Source organism: Bartonella sp. AP9QHHD, assembly GCF_042195625.1.
Classification (GTDB): Bacteria; Pseudomonadota; Alphaproteobacteria; order Rhizobiales; family Rhizobiaceae; genus Bartonella.
The window spans coordinates 59,890-80,518 of sequence record NZ_JBHIOP010000062.1 but is presented as its reverse complement, the minus strand read 5'-3'; the positions used below and the strand labels follow the sequence as shown (position 1 = coordinate 80,518).

Genomic DNA, 20,629 nt, shown 5'->3' with positions numbered 1-20,629 from the left:
TTCCTTATAAAAGCTTCCTGTTTAAAAAAGCTATGAAAATCCCATAAATTAAAAGGAGGCTAACACAACCAATGAGAACAATCCATTTGAAATGCTGTACTAGAAAATTCATTGCTTTTTGTCCAAAATGTTTAATCAGCCACGCGAGAAAATAAAAACGAGCGCCTCTAGAAAAAATACAAATAAGCATGAAAAGTTCAAGACGTACACTCATTACACCGGCCAAAATTGTGACAATCTTGATGGGGGGAAGATGAAAAAAACCTGATGTTATCAGTAAAATGATTAGAAATTGCAGGGTTGCACTATTTTTCAGAGATTCAAAACTTTCAACCTTACCATAAATTTCTAAAATGGGTTTGGCAAGGGTATCATAGGCAAAATGTCCGATAAACCAACCGGCAATGCCTCCTAATACAGAACAGATTGTTGCAATCAAAGCATAGCGATAAACCCGCTTTTGATGGATAAGAAGCATCGGAATATATAAAACATCTATGGGAATTGGAAAAACAGAACTTTCAATAAAGGCAATGAAACCAAGCCAGTGTGGTGCTGTACGCCGATTTGCTAAAGAAATCGTCCAAAGCTTTAATTTGTTTAATATCATGAGGCTTTTATAAGTTTAAGAGGTAAAGACTTTACAAATGAGATTGCTATAAATCCGGTAGAGAAATCCAATAAAGAAAGTATTTCATAAAATAGATAAGAAAATGATATGAATTCTTAAAAAATGAGAAGTCTTCTGTTGACGAATCTGTTCTTCTTCATATAGTGCAAAGGAATAATCGACAAGTCTGTCTTTTATAGTCCTGTCTTTTATAGCAGTGTGCGGGTGTGGTGGAACTGGTAGACGCGCCAGACTCAAAATCTGGTTCCGAGAGGAGTGTCGGTTCGAGTCCGACCACCCGCACCACTTCATAAATATTTCCCTTGATCCTGTTATGGCGCATCACGTTGTTTTATAGAACATGGGATTTATAAAACATGGGGGGATTTATAAAACATGGGGGGATTTATAGACCGTGTTCAATGTTTTGCATGTTGAATGAAAAACCTCGAATACCGTAGGATTCTCTCATTTCAAGTCTGCTTATAGTAAATCAACCAAAATCATGTCGCTCGTACGTTGCAAGCTAGATGAGCTCGCGTGGAGTGAAATTTTACAAAAAATGAATAAAAATGCCTCTTATGCTGTTTCAAGGGCATCATTGGAGGTAAAGTATATGATGGATGGGGGTGCCTGCTTGCACTTTTATGAAGTGTAGAGATGGTGCTCTATAGATTTTATATTCTTGTAGGTGCTGTCGCAAAATGGGCTTGAGGGTTTTGAGAGCTGTTTCTTTAAAACACGCATGTGAATTGGCAATCCAAGTGTCTTGAATTTGAGTGTGTTTGGTTTGAAGCGTTGTCGTATGACATGAGGGGCGTGATCGCCAAAAAGATATGTGAGCAACAAAAACATGGGGTAGTGCGTAATCTCCACTCTTTAAAAGGCAGAGTTTTAGAGGTTTAAAAAAATAGTGCTTTAGAGGCTTTATAGATTTTATATTCTTGTAGGTGCTTTCGCAAAATGGGCTTGAGGGTTTTGAGAGCTGTTTCTTTAAAACACGCATGTGAATTGGCAACCAAAGTGTCTTGAATTTGAGTGTGTTTGGTTTGAAGCGTTGTCGTATGACATGAGGGGCGTGATCGCCAAAAAGATATGTGAGCAACAAAAGCATGGGGTAGTGCGTAATCTCCACTCTTTAAAAGACAGGAGCTTTAGAGGCTTAAAAAATAGTGCTTTAGAGGCTTTATAGATTTTATATTCTTGTAGGTGCTTTCGCAAAATGGGCTTGAGGGTTTTGAGAGCTGTTTCTTTAAAACACGCATGTGAATTGGCAACCAAAGTGTCTTGAATTTGAGTGTGTTTGGTTTGAAGCGTTGTCGTATGACATGAGGGGCGTGATCGCCAAAAAGATATGTGAGCAACAAAAGCATGGGGTAGTGCGTAATCTCCACTCTTTAAAAGACAGGAGCTTTAGAGGCTTAAAAAATAGTGCTTTAGAGGCTTTATAGATTTTATATTCTTGTAGGTGCTTTCGCAAAATGGGCTTGAGGGTTTTGAGAGCTGTTTCTTTAAAACACGCATGTGAATTGGCAACCAAAGTGTCTTGAATTTGAGTGTGTTTGGTTTGAAGCGTTGTCGTATGACATGAGGGGCGTGATCGCCAAAAAGATATGTGAGCAACAAAAGCATGGGGTAGTGCGTAATCTCCACTCTTTAAAAGACAGGAGCTTTAGAGGCTTAAAAAATAGTGCTTTAGAGGCTTTATAGATTTTATATTCTTGTAGGTGCTTTCGCAAAATGGGCTTGAGGGTTTTGAGAGCTGTTTCTTTAAAACACGCATGTGAATTGGCAACCAAAGTGTCTTGAATTTGAGTGTGTTTGGTTTGAAGCGTTGTCGTATGACATGAGGGGCGTGATCGCCAAAAAGATATGTGAGAAACAAAAACATGGGGTAGTGCGTAATCTCCACTCTTTAAAAGACAGGAGCTTTAGAGGCTTAAAAAATAGTGCTTTAGAGGCTTTTGAAAGTCGTAAAGCAGAGGGAAATGGTAAGATTGGAAATTGGTTTTTACCTTGACAACTTCATGTTCTCCCTAAATGAAGCTGTCTTCTCGTTATAGAAATTACATAAACAGAGAACCGCAATATCCTCTCTCCACTCTGGCATACAATAGCGGTAAAATACTGTCGTTTGAAGTGTGGTCATATAGGGCATACTTCCTTGAAACGTTACAGTATTTTTTTCGGTGTGTGTTGGATATTCTTCAGTGTTTGTCTTGCTTGAGATTTAAGGGCATTCCATGAGGAGGAGCCCAAAGAAGCCCGCCCAATATCCCCCAATATCCCCCAAGAGTCTCCAAGGGTTTTTGTGCTTTTATAAACGGACATGGTGTTTAAAAATGGGTGTTTAAAAATGGGTGTTTAGAATCTTTATCCTTTAAGAGCGGGGAGGCCAAGTCAACATCATCTTATAAAACTGCAATTGATGCACAATATCCATATTTATTTTAAAGAAATATCTCTTAAATAACGGCTCTCATTTATTTTACGATGGCGCCCAGTGGTATGATGGTAAAGCTTTTATATTCCAAAGGCATTACATGAAAGGCTGAGAGGATAGAAATTTGCTTTAAGAGAGGGAGAGGCTTTATTGTTTCGTGACTATTTGTTTAAAGTTTAGTACTGGTTTTTAGAATCTACGTCTTTTTAGTGCAAAGGGGCATTAAAAAACCCCGTTTTTAACAGGGTTTTTTAATCGTTCAACTTTTCTAAAAAACTTAGAATTTATAAGCGATACCAAAGCGAACATCATGCGTTTGAGAAGAGATTTTAAGGTTATCGTTTGCAAATTTCTTTTTAAAAAAATCTGAATAACGATATTCTGTCCGCATAATGATATTATCTGTCATTGCAAGATCAAAACCACCACCAACAGTGTAACCAAACATTGTTTTTGTCTCATCTAACACATTGCCAGAAGCAAAAATTGTCGAATCTTCTTGCGATTTTGATAAAAGTGACATGATATATTGCATCTGTCTATAGGCTATACCCCCTGCAATATAAGGCATAAGACGATGGGAAGCAAAACCTATGCGCGCGCGCGTGGCACCAGACCACGTTTCTTTCAATGTTACACTGCTAACAACAATGTCACCATAGTTGGATATCGTTTCATCCTGAGCTGCAGGTTTTATGATAGGAATCCCAGCTTTTTTAAAGGCAATGTTAATGGAGTTTGATTCATCTAGAATTTTCTTTCCATTGTCTGTTTGGGTGCTTTTCCTCCCAGACCAGACCATATCGGTATCAAAACTGAAAACAAGATCTCCCAGATCAATATTAGAACCTGCATACAAACCTGCTCTCAATCCTGATAGTTTCGGTGATAAATCTCTATCAACCCAAGCCCACTTTCCGTCCCTAGCTTCTTGTGCATAATTTAGAGTATTTTTATTGGAAAAATATCCAATTTGTCCTCCAAAATAAAAACCAGACCAAGAAAAAGGCGCAGAAACAGTAACCGGTGAAATACGTGATGACGAAACATCTTGCAATGAAACCTTCGGTTCTGATTGCTTAAAGATTACTGTATCTGCTGCTTGCGCTGTTGAAGCGGTAATGAAGGTGAAAATAGATAGTGCAACTAAACATTTTGTTTTCATAAAAACGTCCCCAATTTATTTCAGATACAAATCGTATTATATACAAATTGGTTAAAAAAATCTATATTTAATATCATTATGAAAACTAAAACATTCAAAAACTCTATAATTATCCATATTTAAGCGTTCTTGAAACTTGTTTTCATGCTATTATCCCGCGTTTATATTGATTTTTCAGTATTTTTTTATACGCCTTCAGTGTTCTCTGTGTTTTAGAAAAAATTATAGTATAGTAAACAAGCTTTCTATTTGTTAAAAAAATATTACTTTATATACATTAAAACACTTTTTGTTATTAAATGTATTATCCATTATGATTGACACCAATGTGCTTAAATATTCAATTTATCGTAAAAATGCATATTGGCACCGTCATATTCGTTGCTCGTTTTTGATATTGCATAGCTTTGTATTGCGGTAGCCTTTTGAGCACTCGAGGGGATGGGCGACTTTATTTCTTTTTTATCTATATGCCACTTTTGCTTATAATAATCTAAGCGAATAGTTTTGATTGATTGAATGGAATACGAAGAATAAGAAGGAGTAAAGTGCGAGAATCTCAAGTCTCATGAGGTTTCTTATGCGCCATGTAAAACGGATAAACTCTCCGTTCCGTTCACTTAAAGCAGGAACGTGGATGAGAGCCTAAAAACTGAAAGTCGTTGGCGATTTTAAAGAGATTAGCGCGTGCCATTCAGGTTTTTGTGGAAATGGGTGAGGGCGCTATAATGGGCAAATGCCTCCAATTTCTTGCGAGCTGTCAAGGATATCCCCGTTAGAGAGCTGATTGTTTCAGCAAAGGTCAAAACCTTTCGGTGCATTGAATTTTGTTCCAACAGCTGTTCCTCTATTGAGCACCCCCATCTTCACGCTTCATAAAAGAGACATTTTTCAATGTTCCTAAACCCATTTCATGACAGCGATTGTGAATGATATAATAATAAATCTATTGAGCACTCCCATCTTCACGCTTCATAAAAGAGACATTTCTCAATGTTCCTAAACCCATTTCATGACAGCGATTGTGAATGGTATAATAATAAATCTATTGAGCATCTCTTTTACGCTTCATAAAGGAGCACGCCGGTACCATTACTATATTTGCCAGTTCGTGGGGTGTTGTGACAGTCCTCTCCACAATGTTGTGACAGGAGGCCCCTTTGTCCGTTGTGACAGTCCTTGGCACTTTAGGTGGTTCATTAGAGGCGTTTGTAGTTCTTATCGGATACAATTTCTATTCATACATTCATTGCGTTTGTGATGTGCAAGTCAGTGATTTTGATTGATGCAACATGGGACCGATTTAAAATGAGAAAATCTTACGGTATTTAGGATTCTCGTTCAATATGGATAACGCTAGATTATCATTATAAATAAACACATTATCTCATTGAGATAAGAGTTATCTACCCAATGTTATCAATAATGATAACATTGTAAAGCGTAACTACGATGAATTCATTAATCTTTTTATACTTCGATTGAAATTATGTCTATTAATACCGATAATACCGATTTTTTTGCGCTCATTCTGTTTGGTTGATAGCTAATAGATTTTCAAATTGGTTGATAGCTAATAGATTTTCAAAATCAAAACGCGAAGCTAGAATGAAAAACACCTTAAGGTCATATCCATTTAAATCACTTTCTGCCAGTATAGCCATTGGGTGTTGAGCTATGACTATCCATGCCTTTCCAAAACCGTTGTGCCTTTTAAGTACAATATAAGCAACAAAACCACCCATAGCATAAATGCGGCTCAGAGCCTAAAATGAACGCTGTGGGTAATTGTTATCGGTCATCATCGGGGTGTTTACACCCCGATCTTTTGACAGAAAGATTTGTTTTAAGATGTTTGCATCTTTTTTAGTGGGTTGTTTATTGGGGAGCAATCATCTTTTTAGGATCAACTAATCGGTCATAATCCTCTACAAAAACACCTGCTTTTAATGCTTCGGTGCGCAAAGTTGTATCATTTTTATGCGCTGCTTTGGCAATTTCAGCAGCTTTTTCATAGCCAATTTCTGGTGCAAGAGCTGTGACTAACATGAGTGAGCGCTCCATGAGTGAGTGAATATGAACACGATTGGCTCGTAATCCTTGAATGCAATGCATATCAAAAGAACGCATGCAATCACCAAGAAGGGTAATTGATTGTAAAACGTTATAGCCAATAACAGGTTTATAAACGTTGAGTTCAAAATGTCCTTGGCTTGCGGCAAAGGTTACGCTGGTGTGATTACCAAAAACTTGGCATGCGACCATGGTTAAGGCTTCACATTGCGTGGGGTTGACTTTGCCGGGCATAATAGAAGATCCGGGTTCATTTTCAGGAAGACTGAGTTCCCCTAAACCGGAACGTGGACCAGAGCCTAAAAACCGAATGTCATTGGCAATTTTAAACAGATCAGCAGCGAGAGCATTCAAGCTCCCGTGGAAATGCGCAAGGGCGCCATGATGGGCAAGTGCTTCAAATTTATTGCTGGCAGTTTGGAACGTTATTTCTGTGAGAGTGCTCACTGTTTGCGCAAAAGCAACGTCAAAACCTTTTGGCGCATTCAGCCCTGTGCCAACAGCCGTACCACCTTGAGCAAGCATTTGGACATCGGTTAGAGCATTTTCAATACGCTGAAAATTGGCTTCTAATGCGGCACGATAGCCTGAAAATTCTTGCCCTAAGGTTAAAGGGGTTGCATCTTGCGTATGGGTGCGGCCGATTTTAATGATATCTGCAAATTCTTGCTCTTTTTGTTTTAATGTCGCAATAAGAGCTTCAAGGATTGGCAGTAAGTGTTGGCGTGTTTGCAACGTGGTGGCAATGTGAAGCGCCGTGGGAAAGGAATCGTTCGATGATTGGCTCATATTGACATGGTCATTGGGATGAACTGGTTTTTTGCTTCCAAGTTTTCCTCCCAAAATCTTACTAGCACGATTAGCAATGACTTCATTGACATTCATATTGCTTTGTGTGCCAGAACCTGTTTGCCAGACGGACAGTGGAAAATGCGTATCAAAATCGCCAGCAAGCACTTCATCAGCGGCGGCAATAATTGCTTTTCCAATATTTTCTGGTAGTTTTCCTTTGCCCATATTTACAATCGCTGCTGCTTTTTTGACAAGGACTAAGGCATAGATGATGGCAAGAGGCTGCTTTTCACTGCCAATATTAAAATTATGCAGAGAACGTTCAGTTTGTGCGCCCCAATAACGATCTTGACGTACCGAAATCGTTCCAAAGCTATCCGTTTCCTGACGTGTTTCAACCATGATAAGATCCTTTTTTGTTCACGGGTTCTCAAAAAAGATAGATAACGCGAAAGTGCAATAAGAGGCAAGACTTTGAAGCTTCATTTAGAGAAATTATTTTTATGGCTATTCTTGACATTGAGAGATGCCGATTTTATATCTAACACATGCTAGCACTCGTAATTTGAGAGTGCTAGCAAGAACTTTTAAGATTAATTCAATTATGTTCAGTTTTAAGGATTTAAAACATGGCTAATATACAATTCCGCCCACTTCACGACCGTGTCGTTGTCCGTCGGGTTGAATCTGAAAATAAAACGGCTGGTGGGATTATCATCCCTGATACAGCAAAAGAAAAACCCCAAGAAGGCGAAGTGATTGCTGTTGGCAATGGCGCTCTCGATGATAACGGAAAGCGCGTGCCTTTAGAAGTCAAAACAGGAGACCGTATTTTGTTTGGAAAATGGTCTGGAACTGAAGTCAAGATTAATGGGGAAGACCTCCTCATCATGAAAGAATCTGACATTATGGGAATTATGGGCTAATTGAAGCACTTAGTTTTTCATTGTGTACTATTTTGAGAAAACTCCAAGGAGAAATTAAATGGCTGCTAAAGAAGTCAAATTTGGCCGTGAAGCGCGTGAGCGTTTGTTGCGCGGTGTCGACATCCTTGCTAATGCTGTTAAGGTGACACTCGGCCCTAAAGGTCGCAATGTGGTGATTGATAAATCATTCGGTGCGCCTCGTATCACAAAAGATGGTGTATCCGTTGCAAAGGAAATCGAACTGGAAGATAAGTTCGAAAATATGGGTGCACAAATGTTGCGCGAAGTTGCTTCTAAAACCAATGATATCGCTGGTGATGGAACAACAACAGCAACTGTTTTAGGACAAGCTATTGTGCAAGAAGGTGTTAAAGCTGTTGCTGCGGGCATGAACCCAATGGATCTTAAACGTGGGATTGATGCTGCTGTTGAAGAAGTGGTGGCAAACCTCTTCAAAAAAGCAAAAAAAATCCAAACTTCAGCAGAAATTGCACAGGTGGGAACAATTTCCGCTAATGGCGCTGCTGAAATCGGTAAAATGATCGCTGATGCTATGGAAAAAGTGGGCAATGAAGGCGTCATTACCGTTGAAGAAGCTAAAACTGCTGAAACGGAATTAGAAGTCGTTGAAGGAATGCAATTTGACCGTGGGTATCTTTCCCCTTATTTTGTCACAAATGCTGAGAAAATGGTCGCTGATCTTGATGATCCTTACATTCTCATTCACGAAAAGAAATTGTCTAATTTGCAATCTCTTCTTCCTGTGCTTGAAGCTGTTGTTCAGTCTGGAAAACCACTTCTCATTATCGCTGAAGATGTGGAAGGTGAAGCTTTGGCAACGCTCGTTGTCAACAAATTGCGTGGTGGTTTGAAAATTGCTGCTGTAAAAGCTCCTGGATTTGGTGACCGTCGTAAAGCAATGTTAGAGGATATCGCTATCTTGACATCCGGACAGGTTATTTCTGAAGATGTGGGCATTAAACTTGAAAATGTCACTTTGGATATGCTTGGACGTGCAAAGAAAGTGAATATTTCTAAAGAAAACACCACCATTATTGATGGTGCTGGACAAAAGGCTGAAATTACTGCTCGCGTCAATCAAATCAAGGCTCAGATTGAAGAAACAACTTCTGACTATGACCGTGAAAAATTGCAAGAAAGACTTGCTAAACTCGCTGGTGGTGTTGCTGTTATCCGTGTGGGTGGTGCAACAGAAGTTGAAGTGAAAGAAAAGAAAGACCGTGTTGATGATGCTTTGAATGCAACACGTGCTGCTGTTGAAGAAGGTATTGTTGCTGGAGGTGGTACCGCATTGTTGCGTGCAGCAAATGCGTTGACCGTTAAGGGAAGTAATCCTGACCAAGAAGCTGGTATTAGTATCGTTCGTCGTGCTCTACAAGCACCAGCGCGCCAGATTGCAAGCAATGCTGGTGAAGAAGCCGCTATTATTGTGGGCAAAGTGCTGGAAAATAATGCTGACACTTATGGTTACAATACCGCAACTGGTGAATTCGGTGATTTGATTGCTTTGGGAATTGTTGATCCTGTGAAAGTTGTGCGCTCTGCTCTTCAGAATGCGGCTTCAATTGCGAGCCTTCTGATCACAACAGAAGCAATGGTTGCTGAAGTTCCAAAGAAAGATACACCAATGCCTCCGATGCCTGCTGGTGGAATGGGTGGAATGGGCGGAATGGATTTCTAAGCTCTTATTCCATAGAAGTAATAAAGAAACGGGCCTTCTGTGCCCGTTTTTTTTTATGCTTTTTCATGTTTTTCAACCGGTGAATTCGGTGATTTGATTGCTTTCAAGAATTGTTGATCCCGTGAAAGTTTTTGCGTTCTGCTCTTCAGAATGCGGCTTCAATTGCGAGCCTTCTGATCACAACAGAAGCAATGGTTGCTGAAGTTCCAAAGAAAGATACACCAATGCCTCCGATGCCTGCTGGTGGAATGGGTGGAATGGGCGGAATGGATTTCTAAGCTCTTATTCCTAGACGTAATAAAGAAACGGGTCTTCTGTGCCCGTTTTTTTTATGCTTTTTCACGTTTCATACAGTTTTTCCTTTTATGATAGTTTCTTTATCTTATAGGATTGTTCTATTCTCCACTGGTTGATCTACCGTCATTGTGAATGAATCTCACTCTTAATCCATAGCTTTTTCTCTTGTTTTTATGAAATGTTTCTATTGTGCGGGGATCGTGGTTTCCTTTGAAAATATTGTGCTAATAAAAATATAATTCTTTGATTTATAGTCAGTTATTCCTAATACAGTTCTGTTTTTTCATTTCAGGTTTATGCATGCATCGTTAAAAAATCCTGGGTTTGTGCTTCATAAGGTGAGAGGTCACTACGGTTTTTATGAACCAACGCAATCATTAAAAGTCAGTAGTTAAAAAGAGTCAGTAGTTAAGAGTTAGTACCTATTGAGCGTTGGAAAGACAGAGTTGAAAAGAGCATGATGGGGCTGGTTTGTTTTTTATGAATAAGATGCTGGTATTTCAAGCTTTTGCATAGGAGAATAAGCATCTCTCTGTTTCGTTGATCTCTGAAATGGGGAGACTGCTCCATTTGAGAAGCTTAAAGATAAAAGCTAATTTTTCGCCTTGCTCTCATCTTTTTTTCGGTAAGCTCATCACCTAAACTGGAGCCAAACCCATATTGTTATACTCAAGTTCTGTTTGTTGCCTATATTGTGACAGAAAATTCTTGAGTGGGGAGCCATTTTTGAACTAAGGGGACCATGACAGGTAGCCGAAAAAAATCATGACAAGACAGTAGGCGTGCTTGTGTTAGAATTTTTAATGCTTCTGATGATAAAGGCACGCGAAATTCTGTTGTAGCCTCATGCCTTCTTTTCATATTTTCGAGCCAAGGATTTTCCATATATTCTCTTCAACTTGACCTTTATGCATAGAACATAAGGGAATTGAGAGGGTGGAAATTGGGAGGCAGGGAATTGAGAGGCAGGGAATTGGGAGGGTGGAAATTGGGAGGGTGGAAATTGGGAGGCAGGGCATTGAGAGGCAGGGCATTGGGAAGGTGAGAGGAGCCGGCTTGCTTTTTTATTCAACGTAAAGATGAGAGGCTTTATGTAAGGCTACCATTACATTGCTTGTTTATGCACTTCTTTAAAAGAAATGTCTTTTAATACAAATTCTTGGCAATGCTATTTATGAAGAGTATAAAATCATTTGGATATCAATAGTTTATTAAAAAAATGTATGTTGGTATGATCCTTTTCTTATGTTACCAAAGTTGCTGACTTACGCGTTGGTTAAAAATCTCTCTTCATACCCCTAAATTCATTTCATGAAAGTGTTTGTGAAGAGTGTATAAAAATTTCTCGTGAGACATGAAAAATCATCAATAAAATCTCCATGTTTTCAAAAAATAACGAATGGCTTTTTATATTTAAAAGATTTAACACGTCTCACGTTTTTTATTTATTTTAGAGCTGAATATTCGATTTTTGTGTAAAAATACTTCCCAGCACATCTACGATCCGTGAAAAATCAAGTGCTAATAAGAAAATGATGAATATAATCCATTTCGTATAGCGTGACATCATTTTTACACTTTTATACGTTGTGATGATTTCTTGTAGGACTTCTTTTTCCTTTTCTGTAAGCTCTGTTTGTTTTTCCGTTTTTTTTCTAGCCATGTTTCCACCCACACATGTGTTCCCCTTGTTTGTTATGCTTTAAAATATCTCTTGCGAGATTTGAACTGATGATATTGAGATCTTTGTTGTCTAAATAAATGGGCATCCAACCAACGCAAGAAAAAGGCTCATTGATTGTTTTTATCGCGCAACCAGTGAGTAAGAGCAGCGCGTATATCAGCATCACTTTTTTGATTAATTTCATTTTCCACCTCTAGCCGTGTTGTTGATGACTTTAGCGTTTTTTCTATTTGCTTTTGTTGTTCAACCTTCTTTCCAAGAGTGAAAGCTTTTGCTAAAGCGATAAAAAAAGCGGTCAGAGCCGCTCCTGTTATCATCAGATTTTTTTTCAACCACCACATCATAAGCGCTGCTCCCGAAACCGTTTTGCCACAAAGAAAATGCCAACGCAGGCGGCTAAAACCATAATGGTTGCTAATGCCCATTGGATGGGACCATTGCCTGCCAATAAGCCCCCAAGTCCAGAAAAAGAACCAATAATCGGTGTAAGCGCTTCTGCTTTGAAAAATCCCATTGGAGCTTGCGTTTCTACAGTTTGGTAGTTGGGAGAAACATAAGCCCCTTTTGCCCATAATCCCGATTCTGCTGCACGACGGTGCACTAAACCGTGAAGACGTTTTCCTCCTGCTTTAGTCCACTTTTGTAACTCAGCAGGGACGGCTTCATATTCGCCATTATTGAGTTTTTTGAGCAGGGTCGAATTACAAAAAGCCGATGTTCCTATATTATAGCAAAACGATACGAGCGCGGCGAATTGTTCATCCGTTAAAGAAACCGTCACATGTTTTTCAACGGTATTTTCAAATTGTCTTAAATCTTGAGAAAGAACTTCTTCTGCTTGTTTTTCAGTAATGATCATGCCCTTGTGAACGAACGGTTTGCCAGCCGCGCTGGTATGACCATAGCCAATTGTCCACACCCCGATGGCATCTTTATAGGCTTGTAAACGCAATCCTTCCCATTGTTTAATGAGCGCAAGCCCTGCTGATGATATTTTTCTCATTTGCTTCTCCATAAAATAAAGCCTCACGTTAACGTGAGGCTGGTTGACAGATTAAAAATGAATTTTTTCACGCTTCAAAAACAGAAGAGATGTGAAACTTTTATGAAATCAAAAGGTTGGTTATGACATCTTAGGGAATGGGGGAATGGTTGGTCAAAAGGGATAATAGTTGGGTAAGTGGAATAATGGCTGGGCAAGAGGAGTAATAGTTGGGCTGGTGTTTTCCGTTAAGAGAGGTTGTAGATTTTAAGAGCTTGTCCTGGTGTTTTTTTATGGAGCCTTCTTGGTGTGCGGGCAGTTGTTGGGTTGATGCACGATAAGTGTGGTCTATTGCGGTTGTTTGGTCGTATGGTATTGATGTGGGGGTGTTTGAGATACGAAGCGGATACTCTCAGAAAAAAAGACATATGCTTTTACTGAAGACGAAAGCATTAAATATTTTATGTATCAAGCATTTTGCTTATCCAAAGAGCCTCATTGTTACACAGAGCTTTGGGCTAACAAGAGCTGTGGAATTTTAATACAATTTTAAGAGGGGCTGGTTTTTATAGGACAATGGTGCTTTTTCTTTAAGAGGAAAGTTGTTTATGCTATTTTTGTTTTATGAGCGCAAAAGCTGGTTTGCTTAGAGAAATCTTAGCCGTAAAGCAGCATCTCTTCGTTCTTTGATGAATAGGAATATGGAAAAGCCTCAATTACATCGTTAAAGATTTGTATTCAGTAATCCTTTTTTGGTGCGAGGAAACAGAAACAGTTTTTCCTTCTGTTGTTCTTAAGTTTTTTTCAAATCTCTCTCTCAGAGTTTCACCTTTTTTGTTGACTGTTTCATGTTCAGCATCCGGATTGGCTTTTAAATAGTGTTCTAGACGTCTTCTTCCTTGTGCGTGTTTATAAAAAGTGGTTGGAAGATAGGAATCTAACTTTTCAGCAGATAAAGATGAATTGGGTTCACATAATACACCCTTAACATTATCCTTATGCAATCTTGCTAATTTATCAGATTCAAGATGAAGCTTTTTGGCAAGGCTTAAGCTGAACATCCCGCATTCAGAAGAGCTTCGCTGAATATCCATTTCTGCCGTGGTAAAAGAATAAGGAGGCAGTTGAAGACATTGAAGGGTTTGATTTATTTTTATCCCTAGTTTGCAAGCTGTGATATTCTGAAATGTTGTAGGTTCAAGCATAATCAAAGAGATTTTGTCATCAACTTTTTGATAATCAAGGACGGCAAAGTGGATTTTGCTTCCCGAATTGACTATAAATCGGGCAGATTTTGCGTCGCTCTCAACGACTTCTTTTAGTGCGTGCGAAAACTCTTCTGCTGTAAGAGCCAATTTGAGATTCATGTCTGGATATTTGCTGTTTGCTTTTTCTACGAGAGCCGGCATCAATCTAATATCTGTGTTTTCATAATAAGCGTTAATCCAACGGCCGGTGACAAGATCATCTTCTAAGCCTGTAATAATATCTTTTAATTCGTCAGAACTCGGTGCAACATGTTCTTCTTCTGTTTGGATGGAACTTTGCATCAAACGTGCAATAAGGTCTTCTAAAGATTCATTTGCACTTGCTCCTTCTGGTGTTTGTGAGGAATGAGGGAGGGGGGAATTTTGTGGCTTCATACTATTAGCCTCTATATTGATGATCGATAAATGATATTATTTCTTCAATTCTGGCTAAACAATGTTTGCAGGAAAGATTTTTTAGCTAAAAAAAACAAAGAGATGAAATCATCTTTATTTTAAAAAATTTTTGTTACGAAAGACAAAATCCCCCGCTTTTCAGAGTCAAAGGTAAGGTATCTTTTTATCTTTTAAGAGGTCACGTTGCTTACTGTTTGCATCTTTACCTCTTTACCTCAAAAGAAGATTTGCTAACAGCAATTTATGCCTTACCGTAAAGCCGCAGAGCTTCATTACTTTGTGAAGGTGGAATAGAGCTAAATGCTTATTACATCATCAGAGATTTGTATTCTGTGGCTCTTTTTCTGTGTTGTGAAACAGAAACAGTTTTTGTCTCTGTTGCTACCAAGCTTCTCTCAAACCTCTCGTTTAGGGTTTCGCCTTTTTTGTTTACTTTCTCCTGTGCTGCTTCTGGATTGGCTTTTAGATATTCCCCAAGACGTCTTCTTCCTTGCACGTGTTTGTATAAACGAGCTGGAAGATATGGATCTAATTTTTCAGCAGGTAAAGGCGTGTCTGGTTCACATAACACACCCTTAATATTATCTTTGTGTAGTCTTTCTAATTTTTGAGCTTCGAGATAAAGCTTTTTGGCAAGGCTTAAGCTGAACATCCCACATTCAGAGGAGCTTCGTTGAATATCCATTTCTACTATGGCAAAATGAATATTCGGAAATTGGTGATGTTCAATGGATTGTCGCGTCCTTAATGCAAGTAATGCGGGAAGCGTGTCACGCAGTAAGGTCGGTTCAAAAAAGATCAAAGATGTTTTATTATCAATGGTTTGATGATCGACAACCGCAAAATGAATTCCCCTATCTTGTGCGTTAACGATCAGCCTAGAAGATTTTATGCCCTTTTCGAGCGTTTCTTTGAGAGCAAGGGCAAAGCCGTCAGGGGGGCTTGTAAGTTTGAGATTCATCTCTGGATATTTACGATTTGCTTGATCGACCAAGGCTGGCATCATGTAAAGATCTAAAATATCATAATAATTTTTGATCCAACTGCCATCGGCATTATGCTTTTCTAAACCGGCAATAATATCTTTTAATTCCGCACGATTAAAAGGGGTGTTTTTTATTTTTTCAATGTTAAGCCGTTCTAAATGTGCAGTAAGAGTGTCTAATGATGCATTTGCATGCGCCCCTTCAGGTGCACTTGCACCTTCTGGGGTTTGTGAGGAATGTGGTGGGGGAGAATCTTGTGGCTTCATAATCTTAGCCTCTATGTTGATGATCGATAAGTGATATTATCTTCTTCAATTCTGGCTAAACAATGTTTTGAAAAACAAGCCTTTGCATCTTGAAAGGTGAGGCGATGAGAGCATAATAATGCCGTTTTCATATTTTTATGCGTGTATTGCTCATCATTGCTGTGATGTATGATATTGGTATTTTATGGGGGGATTATTAGGGCGTTCTATTGAGAGCCCTTATTGAATACCACTTGTTTTGAAAATCTCAAAATTATAGAGTTGTTGGTGATGCAAATTGTGTAATGCAAAAGAAAACAGTCAGAAAAGGACGAAAGATACCTTCAAACCGTAAAGTTTTAAACATTGTCGCGAAACACACTGTTTTATAACAGTTTATAATAACTTATAATAGTCTATGATAATGCGAAAATTTTACGATGAAATCTGGACGCAGAAAACCCCTTGCCGCATCCATCATTAAATACGATTTTTCATATTCTGTCAACCGCAAAACGATTATTTTTCCTCCTTTATCGCGGGAAAAATCTACAGAAAAAAGCTCATTCATTAGCTATGCAGCAAAATATCTTGTTTTAATGGAAAAGTTTTTGATGTGGCAAAAAACATTTTCTCCTTTGAGAAAGGAGGGGAAAGGTGAAGGGAGAATTGTGGTTTTGAAATCCGTGGTATTTTATTGATGAAATTGGGAAGGCGGTGGTTGGAAGGTGTTGCGGGGCAAAGCTTTAGGTGTTGGCGATTTGTGGGGGTGATTGGGGTTGTGCTGGCTGTCGTATTAGTGGTGGTGTGATGGGTGTGGAGGGTTATCGGTGCAGTTGTTGATGAGGGAGGAGATTGTTGGTAGGGGCTTTTTCTTTCGTTTAAGGGATGATGCTTTTAATTGTGTCAAAAATCAACGGGTTGTTTTAATGATAAGCTATTGATTTATAGTGGATATTTTATCGTTATTTATCTTGAATGAGAAACCCAGATTATGCTGAAATAAAAGCCATAGCTCTTGTCCGTCATAAGATCAGAAGAGCCATATAGAATTGTACAAGAAAAGACGTAAAATGACGATAATGAATTGTCTGAAGAGCTAAGGATGTCGCGATATTGGGTGAAGTGTATGATGAGGGTGGTTTGTTATAATGGGGGGTAGAGAGAAGAATGTTGCTGTTTTTTAAAGAGGGGGCAATATTTATCCTGTCCATGCCGTGAATATGCCGTGAAATATTGTCCTTTGAGGCATGGATTAAGTGAGGCACTGGTAGGTATAAGGTTAAGTCTCTTTGACAGTTGAAGTATTTTTTTAAAGGGCGTGGTGGATATTTTTAAGCTTGTTTGTTGTGCGCTTTAAGCTTGTCAATCCCATGAAATTCTATGAAAGGGCATGCTCAGAGGTTCTCAAGTGTCACTTGCCAAAGGGGGACTTTATAAAGGCGCTGGTTATAAAGAGGCATGTTATAAAAGGAGGGGGAGAATCTTTATCCTGTGAGGGGGAGGAAATGATGGGTGTTTTAGCCAAGGCTCTTTTGGGTAGAACTGTCAAAATGTTTATAAAGGGCATCAAGAATAATACGCAACGAACCAACAAGATTAGGCAGCGGTTGATCTTCTATAACAAGATAGTGTAATGCCGCATGAAAGTTGTGTTGACGATGTAGATATTGTGCTTCTTTAATCGCTTCTTGCATAGCTTCATAGTGTTCCGTTGCTCTTTGGACCCATTGCTTTTTTGCTTTCTCATCTGATGCGCTGTGCGTAAAACCATCATAATAACCGTTTGGTAAACCTTTTGCACATAAATAGTCGTTTCTAATTTGCAAGTATTGTTGCGCCGCGTCATATTGCTCTTTACTGATGCCTGATGAAGCTTCTTTATAGCCAAGCAAACAAAGACGCCCAATATAGGTTCCGACAAGCGGATTTTTCGCTTCTTCGAAGCTTAAACCAAAGTGTTTTGCACGCATTTCAATCGCAGATTGAAGCGCAGATTCGCTGGAATTTTGGGCACGTGAAATACAGCTATTGGGCTCTTGCTTTCCTGTTATTTTCGATCTACCGCGTTTTTTACGTATTTTCATGAACTTAACCATTTGAATGAAAAAGAAACTGTCTGTTGATGGGGGACAGTGATGTAAAAAGCACTTGGCGCAAATATTGGGGGGAGCAAATACTTAAGAGGGGGAAAATACTTAAAAGGAGGAAAATACTTAAAAGGGGGAAAATACTGGGGGGGGAGTGAGCAAATACCGGGAAATATCAGCCGTTGCAGATCAAAAAACAAACGATACTAAAGGCGTTTTAAATGCAAAGAAAAGCAACGGTGTGGGGCGAAAAAATCATCTTTAAGGTGGTTTCTTACCTTTTTTATCTTATCCCTATCAGTCTTATCTTCCGCCCCTGTCATGCTTATTTTTTTATTGCTAGCGGATTATTTGCTTTCTAAATATTTCTTAACTGTTCTTGAGAGATTGAAGGAAAATTTTTGTCAAATGTGAATGAAAAAATAACAATGGATTTCAAGGGCATGTCATCGTCTTTCTAATAGGAAGTTTTTTCTAATGGGATTATTTGTCTCTTTTTTCACGAGCGCTTTGTGGAAATTTTTCAATTCCACTTTTGAAAGGTCATTGTTTTCTTAAGTTGGAAGCTTTTTATTTGGGTTCTCTTATTTTTTTGTTGTTGGGCGCTTTCCCAAGATATTTGATATACATCACGCTGTTAAGCATACTTTTATCCTTTATAGGAGATATATTGTCTTCTGTTGAGTGGCAGAGAGCGGCAAAAAGCAAACCTCCGCATTCTATTATAATAACATAAGATGCCCTATATTTTCAAATAAAATATCGTTTATCGGCTTAAAATAAACTGTGAATGATCTCGCTATTTTGTTTGGTGTATCCTTTGTAAGTATCCTTTATAGAGTATAATTTTCCGTTTTAATGGATCTCATCATAAGACGAGGGGATGTCGTTTAAAGGACGGAATGCATTATCGAAAGAGGCTGTTTTTATAAGAAGAAAATGCCTTTATAAAAATGCCTTTATAAAAAGATGCTTTTATAAGAGATGCCTTGATGAATGTAGGGGCTATACAAATGTAGGGGCTGTGAGATATTTCATCTTTAATGAAGAATTTTTAAAATGAAGCCTTTTTGATTAAGAAGCTTTCAAATGAGGATTAAGGTTGTTTGTCGCACGTTTTTTATACTGGATAATCGATTGCTTGTTTGACTTTGTTTTGTGTTGCTTTTTAAAGAGCCATGTCTTAGGGCTCTCTTTTGCCCATTTTTCAAGGGTGCTCATGAAGGGTATAACGATAAAGTCCCCAATGAAATCCATATAAAGTTTGAATAATATAAAATCTATTGCACACTTCCATTTTTACGCTTGTGAAGAAGAAAGTCTATAGCATCACACATTTTGCCAGCTCTCATTGTTGCGGACAGCTCTTGGCATTTGAGGCGCTTCCTTAGAGGCATTTATCATCCTTTCTTAATGTTTTACTCTATATGGCTCTTTCTGCTTGTAACGCACAAGAGACATGGTTTGGGTTGATTTAATATGGAATAGGTTTGGAATAAGACAATCCTACGGTATTTAGGGTTCTCATTTAATATGAAAAACAATAAATTGTTATAAATCAGCGTATTGTTTGTAAACTTTACACATCAGATATTTCTTAGATTGAATATTTTTGCTTGTTGAGTTTTGTGAAACATTGTCTTTTGAAGTGTGGGTAATAGATAAGAGGATACAATGGCATTTGTGCTTGTAAGGTTTAGGGATTGTATGTTGTCACGTATGAGAAATTTTAAAAATAGACTTAAAGGGGCTTATAGCGCGTGTTTCATGGTGAAAAGAGTGCTAGATAAACCGGTTTTGCTGGTTGCATGTTCTCAAAGAGTGAGTGGGCATGTTAGAAGTGAGAAAATATCCGTATGATCGAAGATAAATCACAACACCAATCTGCCCATAAGGGAAATACGGCTTTTGCGTCACAGCCCGTGTTAAATCAGTGTGCGGTTTTCAAAAAATGGACGGCTCTCTCAAGAAAAGATTACGTCATCATTTTGTGTTTGGCTATCCTCTTGTTGGTGCTTTTTGCCGCGACTGTCTATATGAATCCTTTGGAGTTTTTTCACGTTATATCCAAAGAACAGTTTCAAGCACTGGGACAAATGGAACAAGGAGATCTTCGAAAAATGATTAAGGAGATCTTGAAACAGCCTTTTGAAAATAATCCTGCAATCGTGTTTTTGCGTGACGCGGGATGGAATAGTGTTTGGGCTTTTTTATGTCTCTTGCCGCAAATGATTTTTGGTGTTCTTGTGGTGTTCTTTCCACTCTTTTTTGTCTTTAACGCTATCTCTAAACGGGAGGTGAAGGAAATGATGAAGCTGTGGGATACATTGCCAGAGCAGCAACAGCTAGACAACCAATCTCTCAACAAAACACAATAGGGAAACAAGTGGCTGCTTCTTTTATAAGTACTTTTGTAATTTTGACTACAGTATGGTGGAGTACTGTCATGTTTCTCGGGGAGATCATGATACTTTTTTCTACTCTGATGACAATCTTGGTACTTTATTATTCTTTGATAAAACGGACAATATTGTTGTGTGGGATGCGGCGGAAATTAAAAAAGGGTGCATTACAGAATTTGGGGCATAATCAGAAAGTCAGCATAGGACAAAATACAGTTTTTGCAACAGAGCTCAGCTCCCTTTCTTTTAAAGAATCTTTGGAACTTTCAAGAAAAGATTATTGTATCATCTTTTTTCTAGCTTTCATTGTGATTGTGGTTTTCGCAGTTTTGCTCGCTTTTTTTGCTTTTTTTCCAAAATCTGCGATTTTTTTACACAATTATATGCCTCTATTGTTTAAGGTTGGCGTTTTTGGCATGCAGCTGCTGTTTTGGTTTTGTGCGTGTATTGTTGTCGCTTTACCTGTCATTTTAATCTTCCATAGTCTCCTTCATTATGGCGTGAAAAAAACAATAAAGAAATTAGAAATGGTTGCTTGAGAAGAGAATAAAAATGATGATTTCACATC

General features: G+C 38.5%; 15 protein-coding genes, 1 tRNA gene and 3 pseudogenes. 7 read left to right on the top strand and 12 right to left on the bottom strand.

Annotation, left to right across the window (positions count from 1 at the left end; translation table 11 throughout):
• Positions 1-4: 4 nt before the first annotated feature.
• Positions 5-610 (bottom strand): YqaA family protein, encoded by a 606-nt coding sequence (locus ACFIK4_RS05270; protein WP_375675308.1) that lies wholly within the window; start codon positions 608-610, stop codon positions 5-7.
• A gap of 221 nt (positions 611-831) precedes the next feature.
• Here ACFIK4_RS05270 and ACFIK4_RS05265 point away from each other — a divergent pair.
• Together ACFIK4_RS05265 and ACFIK4_RS05260 are read left to right on the top strand one after the other, a co-directional pair.
• Positions 832-916, top strand: a tRNA-Leu gene (locus tag ACFIK4_RS05265).
• Positions 917-2,456: 1,540 nt separating this feature from the next.
• Entirely contained in the window at positions 2,457-2,630 is a 174-nt protein-coding gene (locus ACFIK4_RS05260) for a hypothetical protein (RefSeq protein WP_375675306.1), read from the top strand.
• A 700-nt stretch (positions 2,631-3,330) separates the two neighbouring features.
• On the opposite strand, the gene ACFIK4_RS05255 is transcribed toward ACFIK4_RS05260, so the two are convergent.
• From ACFIK4_RS05255 to fumC, 4 genes and pseudogenes are all read right to left on the bottom strand, one after another.
• Entirely contained in the window at positions 3,331-4,218 is an 888-nt protein-coding gene (locus tag ACFIK4_RS05255) for an outer membrane protein (RefSeq protein WP_375675304.1), read from the bottom strand.
• A 628-nt stretch (positions 4,219-4,846) separates the two neighbouring features.
• A pseudogene (locus ACFIK4_RS05250) lies at positions 4,847-5,064 on the bottom strand (lyase family protein); the annotation flags it as partial.
• 680 nt (positions 5,065-5,744) lie between these two features.
• Entirely contained in the window at positions 5,745-5,963 is a 219-nt protein-coding gene (locus tag ACFIK4_RS05245; protein WP_375675302.1) for a hypothetical protein, read from the bottom strand.
• Positions 5,964-6,096: 133 nt separating this feature from the next.
• On the bottom strand, positions 6,097-7,485 hold the full coding sequence (gene fumC, locus ACFIK4_RS05240) for a class II fumarate hydratase (protein WP_375611602.1): 1,389 nt from the start codon (positions 7,483-7,485) through the stop codon (positions 6,097-6,099).
• Positions 7,486-7,712: 227 nt separating this feature from the next.
• Here fumC and groES point away from each other — a divergent pair, with 227 nt between their 5' ends.
• The 3 genes and pseudogenes from groES to groEL all read left to right on the top strand — a co-directional run.
• Complete coding sequence (gene groES / locus ACFIK4_RS05235; protein WP_005774667.1) at positions 7,713-8,009, top strand: co-chaperone GroES; 297 nt, start codon at positions 7,713-7,715, stop codon at positions 8,007-8,009.
• A gap of 58 nt (positions 8,010-8,067) precedes the next feature.
• Positions 8,068-9,711 carry a chaperonin GroEL gene (gene groL / locus ACFIK4_RS05230; protein ID WP_375606493.1) on the top strand — a complete coding sequence of 548 codons (1,644 nt, stop codon included), beginning with the start codon at positions 8,068-8,070 and terminating at the stop codon, positions 9,709-9,711.
• 72 nt (positions 9,712-9,783) lie between these two features.
• A pseudogene (gene groEL / locus ACFIK4_RS05225) lies at positions 9,784-9,989 on the top strand (chaperonin GroEL); the annotation flags it as partial.
• A 775-nt stretch (positions 9,990-10,764) separates the two neighbouring features.
• Here groEL and ACFIK4_RS05220 read toward each other — a convergent pair.
• The 7 genes and pseudogenes from ACFIK4_RS05220 to ACFIK4_RS05190 form a co-directional block, all read right to left on the bottom strand.
• Positions 10,765-10,934 (bottom strand): annotated as a pseudogene (locus tag ACFIK4_RS05220) (integrase); the annotation flags it as partial.
• Between the two features lie 524 nt (positions 10,935-11,458).
• Complete coding sequence (locus ACFIK4_RS05215; RefSeq protein ID WP_375610233.1) at positions 11,459-11,671, bottom strand: hypothetical protein; 213 nt, start codon at positions 11,669-11,671, stop codon at positions 11,459-11,461.
• Positions 11,672-11,799: 128 nt separating this feature from the next.
• Positions 11,800-12,036: a hypothetical protein gene (locus tag ACFIK4_RS05210; RefSeq protein ID WP_375611603.1), complete on the bottom strand. Its 237-nt coding sequence runs from the start codon at positions 12,034-12,036 to the stop codon at positions 11,800-11,802.
• The gene (locus ACFIK4_RS05205) at positions 12,033-12,695 is read right to left on the bottom strand and encodes a lysozyme (RefSeq protein ID WP_375611604.1); all 663 of its coding nucleotides are present in this window, start codon (positions 12,693-12,695) and stop codon (positions 12,033-12,035) included. The genes ACFIK4_RS05210 and ACFIK4_RS05205 overlap by 4 nt, the downstream gene beginning before the upstream one ends.
• A gap of 695 nt (positions 12,696-13,390) precedes the next feature.
• Positions 13,391-14,317, bottom strand: a complete 927-nt coding sequence (locus tag ACFIK4_RS05200; protein WP_375638309.1) for a YopJ/AvrA family T3SS effector serine/threonine acetyltransferase — start codon at positions 14,315-14,317, stop codon at positions 13,391-13,393.
• Positions 14,318-14,645: 328 nt separating this feature from the next.
• Positions 14,646-15,590, bottom strand: coding sequence for a YopJ/AvrA family T3SS effector serine/threonine acetyltransferase (locus tag ACFIK4_RS05195; RefSeq protein ID WP_375638310.1), 945 nt, complete (start codon positions 15,588-15,590; stop codon positions 14,646-14,648).
• Between the two features lie 1,499 nt (positions 15,591-17,089).
• Positions 17,090-17,656 carry a hypothetical protein gene (locus ACFIK4_RS05190; RefSeq protein ID WP_375675297.1) on the bottom strand — a complete coding sequence of 189 codons (567 nt, stop codon included), beginning with the start codon at positions 17,654-17,656 and terminating at the stop codon, positions 17,090-17,092.
• Positions 17,657-19,515: 1,859 nt separating this feature from the next.
• Between ACFIK4_RS05190 and ACFIK4_RS05185 the strand changes: the two genes are divergently transcribed.
• Both ACFIK4_RS05185 and ACFIK4_RS05180 read left to right on the top strand, forming a co-directional pair.
• Positions 19,516-20,037, top strand: a complete 522-nt coding sequence (locus tag ACFIK4_RS05185) for a hypothetical protein (protein WP_375613261.1) — start codon at positions 19,516-19,518, stop codon at positions 20,035-20,037.
• On the top strand, positions 19,977-20,600 hold the full coding sequence (locus ACFIK4_RS05180) for a hypothetical protein (protein ID WP_375675295.1): 624 nt from the start codon (positions 19,977-19,979) through the stop codon (positions 20,598-20,600). Before ACFIK4_RS05185 ends, ACFIK4_RS05180 begins: the two co-directional genes overlap by 61 nt.
• Positions 20,601-20,629 lie beyond the last annotated feature (29 nt).

What these genes read in the sequence shown, in the direction of transcription:
- ACFIK4_RS05270 (WP_375675308.1), bottom strand. Translation starts at nt 610, where the DNA reads ATGATATTAAACAAATTAAAGCTTTGGACGATTTCTTTAGCAAATCGG.
- ACFIK4_RS05260 (WP_375675306.1), top strand. Translation starts at nt 2,457, where the DNA reads ATGAGGGGCGTGATCGCCAAAAAGATATGTGAGAAACAAAAACATGGG.
- ACFIK4_RS05255 (WP_375675304.1), bottom strand. Translation starts at nt 4,218, where the DNA reads ATGAAAACAAAATGTTTAGTTGCACTATCTATTTTCACCTTCATTACC.
- ACFIK4_RS05245 (WP_375675302.1), bottom strand. Translation starts at nt 5,963, where the DNA reads ATGGGTGGTTTTGTTGCTTATATTGTACTTAAAAGGCACAACGGTTTT.
- fumC (WP_375611602.1), bottom strand. Translation starts at nt 7,485, where the DNA reads ATGGTTGAAACACGTCAGGAAACGGATAGCTTTGGAACGATTTCGGTA.
- groES (WP_005774667.1), top strand. Translation starts at nt 7,713, where the DNA reads ATGGCTAATATACAATTCCGCCCACTTCACGACCGTGTCGTTGTCCGT.
- groL (WP_375606493.1), top strand. Translation starts at nt 8,068, where the DNA reads ATGGCTGCTAAAGAAGTCAAATTTGGCCGTGAAGCGCGTGAGCGTTTG.
- ACFIK4_RS05215 (WP_375610233.1), bottom strand. Translation starts at nt 11,671, where the DNA reads ATGGCTAGAAAAAAAACGGAAAAACAAACAGAGCTTACAGAAAAGGAA.
- ACFIK4_RS05210 (WP_375611603.1), bottom strand. Translation starts at nt 12,036, where the DNA reads ATGATGTGGTGGTTGAAAAAAAATCTGATGATAACAGGAGCGGCTCTG.
- ACFIK4_RS05205 (WP_375611604.1), bottom strand. Translation starts at nt 12,695, where the DNA reads ATGAGAAAAATATCATCAGCAGGGCTTGCGCTCATTAAACAATGGGAA.
- ACFIK4_RS05200 (WP_375638309.1), bottom strand. Translation starts at nt 14,317, where the DNA reads ATGAAGCCACAAAATTCCCCCCTCCCTCATTCCTCACAAACACCAGAA.
- ACFIK4_RS05195 (WP_375638310.1), bottom strand. Translation starts at nt 15,590, where the DNA reads ATGAAGCCACAAGATTCTCCCCCACCACATTCCTCACAAACCCCAGAA.
- ACFIK4_RS05190 (WP_375675297.1), bottom strand. Translation starts at nt 17,656, where the DNA reads ATGAAAATACGTAAAAAACGCGGTAGATCGAAAATAACAGGAAAGCAA.
- ACFIK4_RS05185 (WP_375613261.1), top strand. Translation starts at nt 19,516, where the DNA reads ATGATCGAAGATAAATCACAACACCAATCTGCCCATAAGGGAAATACG.